At 66.6% G+C, this 16036-nt stretch carries 12 protein-coding genes; 9 read left to right on the forward strand and 3 right to left on the reverse strand.

Features of this window, described 5'->3' with window-relative positions:
- The first annotated feature begins 289 nt into the window (after positions 1-289).
- The 3 genes from GLA29479_RS11635 (at position 290) to GLA29479_RS11645 (ending at position 2717) form a co-directional block, all read left to right on the forward strand.
- Positions 290-1429: a sensor histidine kinase gene (locus GLA29479_RS11635; RefSeq protein WP_144436475.1), complete on the forward strand. Its 1140-nt coding sequence runs from the start codon at positions 290-292 to the stop codon at positions 1427-1429.
- Positions 1426-2151 (forward strand): LytR/AlgR family response regulator transcription factor, encoded by a 726-nt coding sequence (locus GLA29479_RS11640; RefSeq protein ID WP_057971678.1) that lies wholly within the window; start codon positions 1426-1428, stop codon positions 2149-2151. Before GLA29479_RS11635 ends, GLA29479_RS11640 begins: the two co-directional genes overlap by 4 nt.
- A gap of 173 nt (positions 2152-2324) precedes the next feature.
- A complete protein-coding gene (locus GLA29479_RS11645; RefSeq protein WP_211265058.1) occupies positions 2325-2717 on the forward strand; it encodes an acyl-CoA thioesterase in 393 nt (130 codons plus the stop codon).
- 28 nt (positions 2718-2745) lie between these two features.
- On the opposite strand, the gene GLA29479_RS11650 is transcribed toward GLA29479_RS11645, so the two are convergent.
- Complete coding sequence (locus GLA29479_RS11650) at positions 2746-3423, reverse strand: class I SAM-dependent methyltransferase (protein WP_057916493.1); 678 nt, start codon at positions 3421-3423, stop codon at positions 2746-2748.
- 265 nt (positions 3424-3688) lie between these two features.
- Between GLA29479_RS11650 and GLA29479_RS11655 the strand changes: the two genes are divergently transcribed.
- The 4 genes from GLA29479_RS11655 (at position 3689) to GLA29479_RS11670 (ending at position 8002) form a co-directional block, all read left to right on the forward strand.
- A complete protein-coding gene (locus GLA29479_RS11655; RefSeq protein WP_057971680.1) occupies positions 3689-4180 on the forward strand; it encodes a hypothetical protein in 492 nt (163 codons plus the stop codon).
- Positions 4181-4252: 72 nt separating this feature from the next.
- Positions 4253-4546 carry a DUF2177 family protein gene (locus GLA29479_RS11660; protein ID WP_144436476.1) on the forward strand — a complete coding sequence of 98 codons (294 nt, stop codon included), beginning with the start codon at positions 4253-4255 and terminating at the stop codon, positions 4544-4546.
- Between the two features lie 348 nt (positions 4547-4894).
- Positions 4895-5608, forward strand: coding sequence for a response regulator transcription factor (locus tag GLA29479_RS11665; RefSeq protein WP_082638575.1), 714 nt, complete (start codon positions 4895-4897; stop codon positions 5606-5608).
- 42 nt (positions 5609-5650) lie between these two features.
- A complete protein-coding gene (locus GLA29479_RS11670; RefSeq protein WP_082638576.1) occupies positions 5651-8002 on the forward strand; it encodes a ligand-binding sensor domain-containing protein in 2352 nt (783 codons plus the stop codon).
- Positions 8003-8057: 55 nt separating this feature from the next.
- On the opposite strand, the gene GLA29479_RS11675 is transcribed toward GLA29479_RS11670, so the two are convergent.
- Positions 8058-9518, reverse strand: coding sequence for a sensor histidine kinase (locus GLA29479_RS11675; RefSeq protein WP_057971684.1), 1461 nt, complete (start codon positions 9516-9518; stop codon positions 8058-8060).
- 357 nt (positions 9519-9875) lie between these two features.
- A complete protein-coding gene (locus tag GLA29479_RS24525; protein WP_144436477.1) occupies positions 9876-10217 on the reverse strand; it encodes a hypothetical protein in 342 nt (113 codons plus the stop codon).
- 431 nt (positions 10218-10648) lie between these two features.
- Between GLA29479_RS24525 and GLA29479_RS11680 the strand changes: the two genes are divergently transcribed.
- Positions 10649-14971 carry a YadA-like family protein gene (locus tag GLA29479_RS11680; RefSeq protein ID WP_057971685.1) on the forward strand — a complete coding sequence of 1441 codons (4323 nt, stop codon included), beginning with the start codon at positions 10649-10651 and terminating at the stop codon, positions 14969-14971.
- A 157-nt stretch (positions 14972-15128) separates the two neighbouring features.
- Positions 15129-15965 carry an OmpA family protein gene (locus tag GLA29479_RS11685; RefSeq protein ID WP_057971686.1) on the forward strand — a complete coding sequence of 279 codons (837 nt, stop codon included), beginning with the start codon at positions 15129-15131 and terminating at the stop codon, positions 15963-15965.
- Positions 15966-16036 lie beyond the last annotated feature (71 nt).

The following is a 16036-nucleotide window of genomic DNA, read 5'->3' on the forward strand; positions in this document are numbered from 1 at the left end:
GGTTGGGATCGTTGATATCTGCTCAAGGCTCAGGCGTTCGTCCGGAGGCGGACGCTTGAGCGAGTAGCCGGGGCCGGGAGCTCATTATTCCTTGCGCCATCTTCCCGGCTGCGATCAGCGCAATCGTGTGGCAGGGGGCTGCCGGAGAGCTTGTCCGTTGCGGTCACCGGCCGCGGTGAAGCCGGGTCCTGCTGGTATCGCCGGTACTGGGGGTTCTGGTGGATAGTGCCTGCCGGTAGGATGCCGATGGTGCGAGCACTGTACAAAGTGCTCGCTGCCTTGGAGGCAATTGTTCCGCCAGACACTCAATATGCTCGTCACTGCGGGAGCGGTTCTGAAGCGAATACCAGCGGTCTTCTGGATGGTCATCATCTGGTGGACGGGCTACGCAATTGTGTTTGCCGCCCAGATCGTTCGCATGAGCGGCCCGGAAGGCATGTCGATGTCTTGGCCACAGGCGCTTCACTTCGGCTTCGGCAGTTGGATGATGTGGGTGCCGGTGACCTTGGGGCTGTACTGGCTGGTGCGGCGCAGTCCGATCGAGCGCGGCCGGATACTGCGTTCTTTGGCGATCCTGCTCGGTGCCTCCCTTCTGACGGTGTTGCTCCGGGCGGCCTATGTCTATGCGACAAGCTCCGTCTTCCATTGGTTCGGTCATCATCCTCGTCCGGGATTCATGGAGGTTCTGACCGGTAGCCTGAGTTACAACCTGATGCTTGCCTGGGTCGTGATTGGAATGGCGCACGCGCTCGTTTTCTATCACAGGAGCATGGACAGGGGCAGGCAGATCGCGAGGCTGCAAGAGGGCCTCACCACGGCAAAGCTGGAAGCATTGCGTGCACAAATGAACCCTCATTTCCTTTTCAATGCGCTCAACTCCGTCGCCGAAATGGTGCATCGGGATCCGGAGCTGGCTGATCGGATGCTGGTTTCGCTTTCGCTCCTGCTTCAGGAGGGGCTATCCGTCGATAGAGTTCAATTCCGGCCGCTCCGCGAGGAGATCGAGCTAATCAACAGCTACTTGATGATCGAGAAGGTTCGTTTGAGCGATCGGCTAAAGGTCGAATGGAGCGTCGAAACGGCAGCTCTGGATGTTTCGGTGCCGGCGCTGATTCTGCAACCCTTGGTCGAAAATGCCGTGGTGCACGGTATTTCGCGACGGCGAGCTCCGAGCGTGTTAGGCATCGGCTGTGAATTGCGTGGCGAGACCTTGGTCGTCGAAGTGTCTAATTGTGTGTCTCCCGATGGGGCGGCGCCTCATGGTTCGGGCATCGGCTTGGGAAGTGCGCGCAGCCGCCTGCAGCTCTTGTACGGGGGGCGGGCGACCATCCGGCAATGCTCGACGGAATCCGGGAGATACCTCGTTCGAATAACCGTTCCGACGGGAAAGTATGGGGCTGCCAGTCTTCCCGGTGAGTCTCCGGCATGACCTCGCTGCGCGCTGCGATCATCGATGACGAGCCGATGGCGCGTGCCAGGCTGCGTCGTCTGTTGGAGAGAGTAGGTCGGGACCTGGTATCCGTCGTGGCCGAGTGTGTCGACATCGGAGAGCTATCGGCCGTTGCGGCGAATTTGGACATTGACGTTCTCTTTCTGGATATCGAGATGCCAGGTGGAGATGGATTCCAGGCTCTGGCTCGATGGCCAGGGCCCCGGCCGCACGTGGTGTTCGTGACGGCGTACCCGCAGCACGGCGCCCGGGCCTTCGACGTGCGTGCCGTCGATTATTTGATCAAGCCGGTTTCGGGCGAGCGTTTGCGGGATACGCTCGAAAGACTGAGTGGGGCTCGGACGAAAGATGGCGTGGTCAACGAAGCCGTCAGCGACGCCGATCGCATTCCGCTGAAGGTCGGAAGCCGGGTTCATCTTGTGCAAAGGAACAAGATCGATCTTGTCGTTTCGATAGGGAATTATCTTGAAGTTCACGCGGACGGGGCCGTCTATACCGTGCGTGAAACCTTGACGGATTTTCATTCGCGCCTCGGCTGCGCCGAGTTCGCCCGGCTGCACCGGTCTGCCGTTGTACGCATCGCGGCTATTCGCCAGATCGTTCCTGCCGGTTCGGCCAGGTTCCGGATCGTGCTCGATTCCGGTCAGCATCTGTTCTCCGGGCGCCAGTTCCGCAGCAAGGTAGACGAGCTGCTGGCATAGCGCGAGCCCAGGAAGTCCGCCTGCAGAAGCCGGTCGAGCTTACGAGTGGGCACCTGCGCGTATCGTTCGTGCCATGGCGCTGGCTGGGATAAGGTGTACGGACACGCATAAATTTTTTTGGCGCTGTCATACCCCTCCATGGAGGACTGCCGATGGCCTTCCGAATGCGCCGAGTGATCCTGTTCGGCGACTGCGACCCGGGTGGGGTCGTGTACACGCCGCGTATCGCTCACTTCGTCGTCGAAGCGGGGCTCGATTTTCTGTCGCATGCGCTCGGCGGACCCGCAGCCAGGCGTTTGTTCGCCATGGGCATCCTGCCGCCCGCGCGCGCCCTTTCGATCGAGTTTCTGCATCCGATGGCCTGGGACGATGCGATCGATATCGAGGTCTCGGTCGACAAGGTCGGCGAGCACTCGTTCGCTCTGCTGGTCAGCGCGTTCAATGCCGCCGGCGACAACTGCTTCCGCGCGACCATCACGCAGGTCACGATATCGCCCGAGACGCGATGGCCGGTACCGCTGCCTGCGGAACTGAGGGCCGCGCTCGACGGGACGCGCGACGGCTGACGGGTCCCGTGTCAGCCGGATGACGCCATCAGGACGGGTTGTACGCAACCCAGCCCTTGAAGGTAAAACCGGCATAGAACAACTCGACCTCGTCGAACCCCGCCTCTCGCAGCAAGGCCAGGTCCTGTTCGGGTGAAAGCGCCGGCAGTCGGCTGCCGATCGCGGCGATGGCGTTGCCGGCATCCGCGGCGGGAATGCCGGACGCTACCGCGAAGGCCGCGTAGCGATTCAGCCAACGCGCCTTTTGCTGTTCGCCTTGGGGAAAGCTGTGGTGGGCCACGATCAGTGGAGCGCCGGGTTTCAGGCGTCGCCTGAGCTCGGTCAAGGTATGCAGGCGTTGTTCGGCGGGCAGAAAATGCAAGGTCAGCAGGCAGGTGGCGCCGTCGTAAGGTCCCTCCGACGCGGTGTCGATGTAACCCTCGACGAGTTCGACGCGCGGTGCGAGCGGACCCAAGGTGGCGCTCGCGAGTTTCAGCATCTCGGCCGACGGGTCCACGCCGACGAAACGCCACTCGGGCTGCGCTTCGGCAAAAACCTTCAACTCCAGGCCGCCGCCGGCGCCGAGGACGAGTACCTGGCCGTCGCGGGGTACGCTCTCGGCGAGCAGCAGCCTGGCCATCTGTTGCAGCGCCTGAAAGCCCGGTACTTGCCTGACCGGACCGAGCGCGTAGCGGGCAACCGCCTGGGGATCGGAGAACGACGACAAGACTGGGCTCCTGCGCGGATGAAGGCGACTGATGCTACTGCAGATGCCCATTTCCGACTCGACCCGGAGGCAGGCCGAGGCCGCCGGCTTCGATGAGGCGTGTCGCTTCTGGCCGCGTCCCAAAGCCGTCATAGTCCAAGCTTGAGGCATGCAGAGCCGGATGCCGCACTGCTGCGGCGGACGGAATCGATGCGACAAACGATAATGCGAAGCCGCTTTGCGTAGCGGATCGACCGAAAAACGTTGGACTTCATTGGAGAGTTTTATGCGATGGATCGTGGTCTTCGCCGCCGCCGGCCTGCTCGCTGGCTGCGCGACCAACCGCCCGGCTGGGCTCAGCAGCCAGTCCTTGGTAGGCACCTGGCGCTGTGGGCCGATCGCGGTGCCCGACCCGAATTACGACTTGGTCGTCAGCACGGAGACGATCAATCAGGCCGATGGCCGTTACACCAGCCTGACCACCTCGGTGATCACCCAGCCCGGCAAGTCGCCGGTGGTCATCCGGGACCGGGCATCGGGCACCTGGCTGCTTGAGGGCGACATCCTCGTCTCCAAGATAGAGGAGGTGAAGTTCCTGTCGTCGTCCGATTCGTGGATCAGCAACGAGCGCGGGCAGAAAGTACAGGACGACATGCTCAAGAAGAAGTCGGTGTACCGGTCGCGCATACTGAAGTTCACCGGGCGGACGCTCCGCATCATTCCGGTGGAATCGACGTACAAAGAGGCCGAGGTCGAGTCGCTCTGCAAGCGTACCTGACCCTGTCGAGACCGGTTTTCTCTGCAGAATCTGCGTGGAAGTACGGCAATGAATAGAGAACAGGAAGTTCACGTGCTGAAGGAACTGCTGAAGGCGATGGATACCTCGCAACGCGGCCGTCCTTGGCGTTATCGGTTGCTATGGGCCGGACTGTGGCTGGCTACCGCCGCAATGTTCTTCGTCGTATTCCGCAGCGGTGCCGAGCTTCATTGGCCTCACATCTTGTTGGCGGCCGGCTGCTTCGGGCTGGGGCTGGTTTTCGCCTACGACTTCTGCAGGTCCATGCTGCTCCGGCAGTGGCCCGTCGTGGCGCCGCACATCGACCGCGAGCGTATAAAGCGCCGGCTTGCCGAGTTGTCCCGCTGACGGCTTCGGGTCGCGGCCGGTCATTCCGGCGGTAACGGGCACGCCGGGGCGGTCGCAGCTTGTCAGTCGAATGCCGGGTCCGGTCCTGCCGGGTCGAGTCACTTCGCATTCGTTGCCTGTGCACGGCTCGCGGTCGTAGCCTGGTCTGCACGCAGGCGCCGAGCCTGTGTCCTGTTCGGCGAACTAGGCAGGCTTTCGCAGTCGCTCAGCGGGTGTGACAATTATCACGAAAGCAGGTTCGTCGCCGTTCGCTCGAAGAACGCGATGCTACTTTGACTCCTGCGCGCAAAGCGGGTCGGGCTCCCCGCGTTTTTCGCAAGTTGGCCCGGATTTCCTTGGGGGGAAACGATGGACGCTCGCTCGATGGAGGCCGCCCGGCGGCTGCCCACGCTGGCGGTGGTGGAGGACGATCGAACATTCCGAGAAGACGTTCTTTTGCCGGTGCTGGCGCATTCCGGGTTCTCCGTCTTCGGGATGGCGGGCGCGCTGGATCTGTACCGGTCGATGACGCTTCGCTCCTACGATCTGGTGCTGCTCGATGTCGGCCTGCCCGATGAGGATGGCGTCAGCATCGCAGCGCATCTGCGCAAGCTGTCTCCGCGTGTCGGCATCGTCATGTTGACCGGATACGACTCCGGCCCGGACCGGATGCGCGGGCTGCGCGCGGGTGCGGATGCTTATCTGCCCAAGCCGGTCGATATGGAAGAGGTGGTGACGACTTTGCATAATCTGGCGCGATGGGTCGTGCCGGAGGCGAACCCCACTCATGCGCGGACGAAGTGGCGCCTGGACGACAGGGGCTGGTGCATCCTGACTCCCGGCGGTGTCGAGATCGAGATGAACCTGGCCGAGCGGCAAGTCATGGCGATGCTGGCAGCAGCGGCCGGCATTCCGGTGCAGCGCGAGACTTTGATCGCGAGCTTGGTCAAGAACGCCTACGAGTTCGATCCGCACCGGCTGGAAATGCTGGTTCATCGCCTGCGCAAGAAATGCCAGCAGTTGGCGGAAGAAGAGCTGCCGCTGCGCGCGGTGCGTGGCATCGGCTATGTGCTCAACTGGTAGCCGGTCGCGCGGGCGCCCTGCCGGCGATGGGGAAGGCGCGGTGTGAGTAGTCTCAAGGCTGGGTTGCGGCTGACGTGGTCGGCGCTGTTTCTGTTGGTCCTGTGGGGTTCCGCTTCGGCCTCGCCGGGGGTGCAGCCGCGCTATCGGGTGGGCGTGCACGCGTTCACCGGAGACGACGGGCTGCCGCAAGGCGGCGTGAATGCCGTGCTCCAGACCCGCGACGGCTATCTCTGGATCGGTACGTTCGGCGGCCTGGCGCGTTTCGACGGTTTGGCATCCAGTATCTTTCGCGCCGAGCCGTCGCTCGATGCCTCCGGTCCGCAGCGCGAGCCGCAAGCCGGGCCCGCGAGCGATCGCATCCTGGCGCTGCATGAAGACGAACGCCAGCAACTGTGGATCGGGACGCAGGACGCCGGCTTGAGCGTGTACAGGCAAGGGGCGTTCCATCACCTGCCGCTCTGCGGCGGTACCTGCCAGGTCAACGCGATCGCGCAGACGCCCGACCGGACGCTGTGGATCCTCAGCAATGTCGGCTTGTTCACGCTGGACCCCGTGCGCCGGCAGCCGACCTGGATCGATTCGCAACGAACCGGCCATACGCAGCTGGTGCGCGATCGGCAGGGGCATATTTACGTAAGCGGCGGGGAAGGCCTGTTCGTTGTCGACGATGGACGGCTTCGTCGCCTGCCGTTGCCGGCTGGGGACGGATGGGTGCAGGTGTTGAAAACCAGCGGCGACGACTTGCTGGTCGGCACCAACCGTGCGCTTTATCGCTACCGGCCCGGTCAAGGCCAATGGCAGCCCTTGGGTGTGGCAAGCCCGACCGCGGCGATAAAGGATGCCGATGAGCGATGGTGGGTGGCGACGGCGTCCGGGCGAATGCTGAGGGAAGACGGTGGCGGCGGCTGGCAGGATATTCCCGAACTGTTCGGCATGGGCGTGATCAGCCTGGCGCGGGACGACGAGGGCAACCTGTGGTTGGGCAGCGGCAGCAAGGGGCTGTTGCGCGTACGCAAGCCGGTGTTCGGAGAGATCCCCGCTTTCCATGGCGGCGTGAACATGGCCGGCCGCGCGATCGTCGCCGATGGACAGGGCGGCCTATGGCTCGGTTCGGCTTGCGGAGGGCTGCGTCATTGGCGACAGGACGGCCGCATGCTGCGGCAGCCGGTCCTGCGAGCCGCGGGCGACGAATGCGTCACCAGCCTGGCCTTGGACGGCGACGGCGCGCTCTGGGCCGGTACGGCGGAGGGGCTGTTGGTGCGCATCGCCGACGGCCGGCCGAAGCTCGTCGGAAATTGGCCGGGGGGCGGGGCGGTCAATGTCTGGCGAAGAAGCGAGGGACGTCTGCTCGTCAGCTCGGGCCGCTCCGTGCTCGCGGTCGAGATCGATGGCGAACGGCGTATCTCCGGGCAGCACCGCATCGAGGCGCTGGGCGACATGAGCATCAATGCCATCGTCCCGGCGGCGAGCGGCGGCGACTGGTTCGTCGGCGACCGCGGCGTGTGGCGTTTGCTCGGCGACCGCGTTGTCGAGCGATGGACGCCCCGCGAGGGCTTGTCGTCGCGTTTTGCACGCGCCGTGTATGAAGACCGGGCCACCGCCACGTTGTGGGTGGGCACCTACGGCGGCGGTCTCAACCGGATCCGCAACGGACAAGTGCAGCGTTACGACAGCCGCAACGGCCTGTTCGACGACACGGTGTCGTGCATCCTGCCCGACGGCCAAGGGCGTCTATGGCTGGGCGGCAACCGCGGCATCACCGTGTTGCCGACGCCGGGCGAAGCCGGCGCCAAGATCGAGTCGGTCGGCTACGCCGCGGGCGATGGCTTGGTCCCGGCCGAAATCAACGGCGGCCATTCGACCGCGTGCCACCGCGATACCCAGGGGCGGCTGTGGTTCTCGCTGGTCGAAGGCTTCGCCGTCGTCGACCCCAAGGATTTTCCGGTGGTTGCATCGGTCCCGCTGAGAGCCCGCATCGAACAGGTGGCGGTCACCGGACGCACCCAGCAGATCGCAGGATCTTCGCTGGCCTTGGAGCCTTTCGCGCGCAGCCTGGAAATTCATTACACCGCCATCAATCTGAGCCGGCCGCGGGAAACCTATTTTCGCTTTCGCTTGCTCGGATTCGATCACGGCTGGGTGGATGCCGGACAGAACCGCAGCATTCTGTACCCGCTGATTCCCTGGGGAGAGCACCTGTTCGAAGTGCAGGCGCGCACCCTGGGGGGACGTTGGTCGCCGGTATCGGCCCGCCTGAGCATTCTCAACCCGCAGCCCTGGTATCTGCGGCCCTGGGCCTTGATCCTGGCGACGGCCCTGGGTTTGCTGGTGCTGGTCGCCGCCACCCACATCGGCACGAGCCAGGACAGAATGCCGGCGAAGCCTCCGGATTGAGTGAGGGCCGACTGGGCCAGTGCCGACCGAGCGAGTGCCGCGCCGGTCCCGGCGATCAGGGGGCGGCGGCGTGGCGCGTCATGGCCGGGTCCGTCGGTACGACCGTCGAGATCTCGCGATGGCTCGTCCTGTGCGGCGTCTGCGCAAGCTCCCAGTCGGCCTCATCCCGCAGGCTGTCTTCGGGCTCGGCCAGCGGCAAGCGGATTCGGATGCGCGTGCCCTCGCCGGGGGCGCTTTCTGCCGTGATCGCGCCACCGTGGTCGGCGACGAAGCGATGCACGGTCGCCATGCCGATCCCGGTGCCCCGGTCCCTGGGCTTGGTCGTGAAGAACGGCTCGTACAAGCGCGCGAGCACTTCCGGCGTCATGCCGACGCCGGTGTCTTCCAAGCCGATGCAGGCGTGATCTCCGTCGGCCTCGACCGACAAAGTGAAACGACCGCCCTGCGGCATGGCATCGCAGGCGTTACTGGCTACGTTCAACAGCGCCAGCACCAGCTCGTCCCGGTCGGCCTTGACCCACAGGCCCGAGGCCGAGGTGTCCAGCGATACCTCGATCGCGCGCGGGAACACCGGCAGGATCAACGGCCGCACTTCTTCGATCGCCTCGGCGAGATCGAATGTGGACAGGTGTCGCGTATGCGTGCGGCTGAAGCTGAGCAGGCGCCGGGTGAGGGTGGCGCCGCTGCGCGCCGCCTGGCGTATTCCAGGCAGGACCGCGTCGATGTCGCCACGCCGGCCCACGGACGTCGCGTGGCCCAGGATCACGCTGAGGATGGCATTGAAATCGTGGGCGATGCCGGTCGAAAGCCGGCCGATGGTTTCCATCTTCTGGGTTTGCACCAGACGCTCGTAAGCGCGTTCTTTCTCTTCCACCTGGCGCTGGAGCTCCAGGCACAGCGCGTTGAGTTCTTCGCTGCGGCTGATCGCCCGTCGCGACGACAGGATCAAGCGGTCCAGGATCGCCACCAGGACGAGAAAATTCATCCCCGACAGAAGCAGGTTGGTCGAGGCTTCCGAGGCCTGCATGGAATCGGTCGCGAGTTGCAGGTCGGTGCGCGCCCCGATCGCGAGTGCGGCGGCGTAGGCCAGGGCGGTCCACCAGACCGCGGTCCTGCCCAGGAACAATCCCGACAACAGCAGGGGAAGCAGGTGGGTGATCTGCAGGCCGGACTGCGAGCGCAGTCCGTAGGCGTGGTAACTCACGGCCATCAGGATCACGCCGCCGATGACGGTAAGGCTGGTCGATAAGCGGAACAGCCCGTGGCGCAGCAGATAGAGGCAGGCCCAGGTATAGGCGCTGACGATCAGCAGCAGCCAGTGCTCGGTGTAGCTCGCCATGTCCGGCGCGGCGGCGCAGGACCCGATCGCCATCAACAGCGTGGTGACCGCGACGACGGCGAGTATCGCTTGCAGCGCCATGGCGTTGCGTTTGTCGCGCGCCGCGCGGATCGGCACGCGTTGCATCCAGCCGATGAAGCGATGCCAAAGGGGAGGGAACGATTCGCGTGCGGTCATCGGGACGGTTGACGCAGAAAAGCGGTTGAAGGCCAGGACACTCGAGCGTTGCGGCGGGGCGGCCGAGCAGCGGTCGGACCGGTCCGATCCGGCGCCCGCGCGGTCGCTGCGCCGGGCCTGACAGGACGGGTCCCCTTCCTTGTATGACTACCGGTGGACAGCCTAGCACCGCGATCAGACAGGACGTGGACAACGACCGCTCTCGGCGAAGAATTGCGATCCATATCACCGTTCATGCGGCTCCCGGGCTGCCGAACCACGCAAGCTCGGCCATCAATTTCTCACCATCGGTGAGCGTTTGAAACTTCGCCGATGGATACCGTGGCGTATCGCCGCGGCCCGTGTCGGCGGCGGCCGTCATCCGAAGACGCGCCGACGATCGCCGATGGCGTCTTCATCCACCCCTTGCCCAAGCCGTCGCGTCGTCGCTGCGCGGCCGCAGGCGACGGTAAGTCGCCGCCATGCCGCGGCATCGGGCCGTGCGAACGCGCGCGGGAGCTCCGACGGCTCGCTGCGTCGATGCGCGCCGACGCGCTTCGAGGCCGCGATGGCGCGCGTCCTGGATGCGATGCCGACGGCAACCGACGCTTGCACGCATCGCGGCACGATCGCGGCGTCGATGTCGAAGCGGTCGCACACGAAGTCGACGCTCGATCCGGTGCGGACGCGACGGCTATCGCGATATCGCGTGTGACGCAAGCGCAACCGGCTGAAATTTTTCGTGAATCCTCGTGCGTGTAATCGCTTTGCGCGGTCACTAGTGTTTGCCACGCAGCGCGTTGCTCCGTATCGCAGGAACCGCACGCTCCGGGCCGTCATCGGGCCGGGCAATGCATGAACCCTGCACACGGCGCACAGGTCGGCAGTACGACGCAGGGCGGGCGCCTTGTTCTGCTTCGTTGGCTGTTGCGAGGCGCGCAACCGCTCGCGCTTCGTACGACGCGATTGCCGATAGCGCCTCACCCGTAGCCGGCCTGCGCTTCGTCGAGAACGCGACCGCGTCGGTTACGCGAGCGGCGCCGCGTCGCCATGACGACCTTCGCGATGCCTCGCGGAAAACTTCACAGGCGACACCGCATCACCTTCATCCCACGGCCCATCGGATTGGCGTGCAACTGGGGAAACGAGTAATGAACAGAATCTACAGCGTGGTATGGAGCCGGTCGCTCAATCGGCTGGTGGTCGCTTCGGAACTGGCCGCGCCGCGCGGCCAAGCCATCGGCAGCGGTAACAGGGCTTCGTATTCGGCGGCGACGTTGTGCGCCGGGATCCTGGCCGCGCTGGCGACGATGGGCGCGGTGGGGTGGTCCCCGGCCGCGCAGGCGCAGGCGGTGGATTGCAGCGGGCCGCCGTACAACTTCTACAACGGCACCGCCTCGTGCATGGGCTTCAACTCGCGCGCGTCCGGGACTGGCGCGACCGCGCTGGGCTCGCTCGCGACCGCCGAGGTGCTCGGCGGGGTCGCGGTCGGCTATACCGCGCGCACCACCGCGCTGAACTCGATCTCGGTCGGGTTCGGGGCCTATTCCACCGGCGCCAATTCCCTCTACCTCGGCGCGCGCACCGCGGCCGGGACCGGCGCGCTGGGCGGCGGCTCGATCGCCATCGGCACCGACGTGACCTCGAACGCCGACGGCTCCATCGCCATGGGCAGCGTATCGCGCGCGACCGGAGTGGTCGCCGTGGCCTTCGGCGACCACTCGACCGCGGCCGGACTGCGCAGCGTCGCCATGGGTTACTTCGCGAACGCCGCGGTGCTGGACACCATCGCCCAAGGCACAGGCGCCTTCGCCGGCGGCCAGAACGCCGTCGCGATCGGCTTCCAGTCGATCGCCTCCAACCTCAATTCGCTGTACCTGGGCTCGCGCACCGTCGCCGGCACCGGGTCCACCGGCTTCGGCGCCATTGCCATCGGCACCGATGTCACCGCTTCGGAGCAATACGCCATCGCGATGGGGCGGCTGAGCGCGGCCACGGGCGTCGACTCGGCCGCGATCGGGCCGAGCGCGAGCGCCACCGCACTGAGTTCGCTCGCGCTCGGCGCGCAGGCCAATGCCTCCGCACAGACGGCGATCGCGCTCGGCATGACCGCGGCCGCATCGGGCCAGGGCTCGATGGCGCTGGGCAGGAGCACGGTCGCCAACAACATCAATGCCGTCGCGCTCGGCGCCAGCGCCAGCGCCACCGGGGCCGGCGCGAGCGCCCTGGGCACCTTGTCCAGCGCCACCGGCGGCAACGCCACCGCGGTCGGCGTCAGCTCCACCGCGGGCGGCAATTACGCCTTCGCCGCCGGTTGGGGCGCCAACGCCAGCGCCGACAATGCCATCGCCGCCGGTCGCAGTGCGCTCGCCGATTCGGCCGATGCGGTCGCGATCGGCACCAGCTCGACCGCCACCGGCGGCCGCGCGGTCGCGATCGGCGCCGGCAACTTCGCCAGCGGCAACGGCGCGGTGGCGATCGGCGATCCGAACACCGCCACCGGCAACGGCGCGATCGCGCAGGGCCTCGACAACACCGCCACCGGCAACGGCTCGGTGGCGATGGGCAACACCAACATGGTCGGCGGCGGCGGCCAGGCCGTGGGCGTAGCCGGCATCGCCGCGCAGGGCGCGGTCGGCATCGGCTTCCAGAACACCGTGGTCGGCCAGGGCAGCGTCGCCATCGGCCACACCAGCCGTGCGCTGGCGGCCGGCGCAGTGGCTTTCGGCGACACCGCCGTGGCCAATAACGCACGCGACGTGGCGCTGGGCTCGGGATCGACGACGGCAGTCGCGGTCGCCACCCCGAGCACGACCATCGACGGGGTGACCTATAACTTCGCCGGTGTCGCACCGACCAGCACGGTCAGCGTGGGCACGGCCGGCAATGAGCGGACCCTCACCAACGTGGCGGCGGGCCGAATTTCCGGTTCGTCGACCGACGCCATCAACGGCTCGCAGCTGTTCGCGACCAACCAGGCGATCGAGGCGGTCGCGACCACCGCCAGCGCCGGCTGGAACCTCAGCGCACAGGGCGCCAACGCCAGCAACGTGGCGCCGGGCGAAGCCGTCGATCTGCACAACACCGACGGCAACATCGTGGTCAGCAAGATCGCGGCCGACGATAACGTCAACTTCGACCTGGCCGACGCCATCACCGTCGACAGCGTCAGCGCCGGCAACAGCCTGCTCAACAGCAACGGCCTGACCATCACCGGCGGTCCCAGCATCACCACGACCGGCATCAATGCCGGCGGTCTGGTCATCGCCAACGTAGCGCCCGGCGTGGCCGCTACCGATGCGGTCAACGTCAGTCAGTTGACCGACGCGACGACGGCCGTGCGGACGCATTACTACAGCGTCAACGACAACGGCACGATCGGCGGCAACTACAACAACGACGGCGCCGCCGGCATCAACGCATTGGCCGCGGGCGTCGGTGCCAGTGCCGCCACCGACGGCGCGACGGCCGTGGGCTTCGGCGCGAGCGCCGGCGCCCAGGCCGGCGATGTGGCGCTGGGTTCGGGCTCGACCACCGACACGGTGGTGGCGACGACCGGCGACAGCATCGACGGCGTCGCCTACGGCTACGCCGGCATCGCGCCGACCAGCACGGTCAGCGTCGGTGCCGCGGGCGCCGAGCGCACCATCACCTACGTCGCCGCAGGCCGGGTGTCGTCCGCCTCCACCGATGCGATCAACGGCTCGCAACTGTTCGCCACCAATCAGGCCGTAGGCGCGTTGGGCGGCAACCTCGACCAGTTGGGCAACAGCACGGCGGCCTCGCTGGGCGGCAGCTCGGTCTATAACCCGGTCACCCACACGGTAACCGCCGGGCTGGCGGTAGGCGGCAACACCTACAACAACGTGCAGGACGCGCTGACCCAGATCAACGACAGCGCCAGCGCCGGCTGGAACATCGCGGCCGGCGGCAACGGCGGCAATATCGGCCCGGGCGAAACCCTGACCGTGGCCGCCGGCAGCAATGCGACGGTCGCCTACGACGACGGCACCGGTACCTTGACGGTGGGCGTGGTGCCGGACCCGAGCTTCAACAGCGTGGTGGTGGGCAATACCACGATCACCACCAACGGCCTGACCATCGCCGGCGGCCCCAGCATCACCAACGTCGGCATCAACGCCGGGGGCACCGCCATCAGCAACGTCGCGGCCGGCATCAACGGCACCGATGCGGTGAACCTGGATCAGTTGAACCAGGCGGTGACGGCCGGTGCGACGCACTATTACAGCGTCAACGACGGCGGCATCGCCGGCGGCAACTACGCCAACAACGGCGCCACCGCGACCGGCGCCATCGCGTCGGGCGTCAACGCCAGCGCGACCGCGGTGGACGCGGTGGCGATGGGCACCGGCGCCACCGCCGGCGACGCCAACAGCGTGGCGCTCGGCGCAGGCTCGACCACCGCCGCGGCGGTGGGCACCGCCAGCGCCACCATCGCCGGTACGGCTTATAACTTCGCCGGCGGCGCACCGGTCGGCACGGTGAGCGTGGGCGGCGTCGGCGCCGAACGCACCCTCACCAACGTCGCCGCGGGCCGGTTGTCGGAGACCTCGACCGATGCGGTCAACGGCTCGCAGTTGCACGCGACCAATCAGGCCGTCAATGCGCTCGACGGTCGGGTCACCAACGTCGAAGGCGACATCGCCAATCTGAGCGGCACCATCAACGGCTTCGACGGCCGCATCACCCAGGTCGAAGGCAACGTGGCCAACCTGACCAACACCGTCAACACCTTCGACGGTCGCATCACCGGGGTGCAGAACGGCTCCGACGGCATGTTCCAGGTCAGCCAGGAAGACGCGGTGGTCAAGCCGCGCCCGACCGGCACCAACGCATCGGCCGGTGGCGACGGTGCGGTCGCCAGCGGCAACAACGCGCTGGCGGTCGGCAACCAGAGCACGGCCAGCGGCAGCGGCAGCACCGCCGTGGGCACCGGCGCGACCGCGATCCACGCCAACAGCGTCGCGCTCGGCGCCGGCTCGGCCACCACGGTCGGCGCGCAGCGCGGCTACAACGCCGCCTACGTGGGCAGCAGCAACTCCACCGGCGAGGTCAACATGGGCGGCCGCACCCTGACCGGCGTGGCGCCCGGCATCGCCGGCACCGATGCGGTCAACGTCAGCCAGCTCAACGCCGGCGTGAACCACGCCGTCGATCAGTCGAAGGCCTATACCGACGCGCGCTTCGAGCAGTTCGACAACGACGTATGGGCCCTGCGCAAGGATTTCCGCGCCGGCACCTCTTCGGCGATGGCGATGGCGGGCCTGCCGCAGGCCTATCTGCCGGGCAAGAGCATGCTCGCGGTGGCGGCCGGCGGTTATCAGGGCGAATACGGCATGGCGGTCGGCCTGTCGGGCATCACCGAGAACGGCCGCTGGGTCTATAAGGCCCAGGCCAGCGGCAACACCGCGCGCGACTGGGGCTTCTCGGTCGGTGCCGGCATCCAGTGGTGAGAGCCGGCGCGCCCCGGTTTCGGGCGGGGCGCGCTAACCGATGGCGAGCGGCCGAGTACCGCCTCGGCCACCGATTCGAAACGTATCAGAACGCTGTCCGGTAGCGCGGATCCAAACGCGCCCGACGATGGCCATCCGTCAAAGCGAGGAATCATCTATGGAAGCCAAACGGTTCGCCGGCGTCGCGATCGTATGCAGCGTCGCGATGGGACTGCTGTCCGCATGCGGCACCCGCCATGTCAGCCGCGATATTTCCGCCGATGGCGTGCCGGGCGAGGTGGTCTTCCCGGCGGTCGAACGCGCTGTGCTCAAGGAAGGAACGTTTCCGAACCTGGACGACCTGCGCCAGGTGGCGCCGGGCGTCAGCAAGGAGCAGCTCTATCATCTGCTGGGGCGGCCGCACTTCCGCGAAGGCTATGCCGGCGTGCGGGAGTGGGATTACCTGTTTCACTTCCGCCGCGAGGGCGGCGTGACTACCTGCCAATACAAGGTCGTCTTCGATCAGAACTATCTCGCGCGAAGTTTCTACTGGCTGCCGGAAGGATGCGGCGATCTGCTGCGCGAGCCGGCCGCGGCGGAGCCGTCGTCGTCGCCCGCCGCGGCTACGCCCCGTCGTTTCACCCTGTCCGCCGATGCCTTGTTCGCGTTCGGCCGGGCCGGGTCCGACGATCTGCAACCGGACGGTCGGGCCGAAGTGGCCCGCGTCGCTGGCGAGTTGCGCAGCGCCAAAGGCGTGCGCAACGTGCGGGTGACAGGGCATACCGATCAGATCGGCAGCGAACCCGCCAACCGGGCGCTGTCGCGCGAACGCGCCGAAACGGTGCGCCGATTGCTGATCGCCGAAGGCGTGCCGGAGCAACGCGTCTCTGCGGAAGGTCGGGGCGAGTCGGAACCGGTGGTCGACCACTGCGACGGCGCGAAGGGGCGGGACGCGTTGATCGCCTGCCTGCAACCCAACCGTCGTGTCGAGATTTCGGCCGACGTGGAGCAGTAAGCGGGCGCGGCCGCGCGCCGTCCGACCGCCGCTGCATCCATCATTCCCCAGCGTACGAAGAGATCGAGATC

Origin of the sequence: Lysobacter antibioticus (genome assembly GCF_001442535.1) — a bacterium.
In the GTDB taxonomy this organism is placed as follows: Bacteria; Pseudomonadota; Gammaproteobacteria; order Xanthomonadales; family Xanthomonadaceae; genus Lysobacter; species Lysobacter antibioticus.

Bases quoted from the DNA above. Each gene is read 5' to 3' on its own strand.
- GLA29479_RS11640 (WP_057971678.1), top strand. From the start codon at position 1,426: ATGACCTCGCTGCGCGCTGCGATCATCGATGACGAGCCGATGGCGCGT.
- GLA29479_RS11655 (WP_057971680.1), top strand. From the start codon at position 3,689: ATGCGATGGATCGTGGTCTTCGCCGCCGCCGGCCTGCTCGCTGGCTGC.
- GLA29479_RS11665 (WP_082638575.1), top strand. From the start codon at position 4,895: ATGGACGCTCGCTCGATGGAGGCCGCCCGGCGGCTGCCCACGCTGGCG.
- GLA29479_RS11675 (WP_057971684.1), bottom strand. From the start codon at position 9,518: ATGACCGCACGCGAATCGTTCCCTCCCCTTTGGCATCGCTTCATCGGC.
- GLA29479_RS11680 (WP_057971685.1), top strand. From the start codon at position 10,649: ATGAACAGAATCTACAGCGTGGTATGGAGCCGGTCGCTCAATCGGCTG.
- GLA29479_RS11685 (WP_057971686.1), top strand. From the start codon at position 15,129: ATGGAAGCCAAACGGTTCGCCGGCGTCGCGATCGTATGCAGCGTCGCG.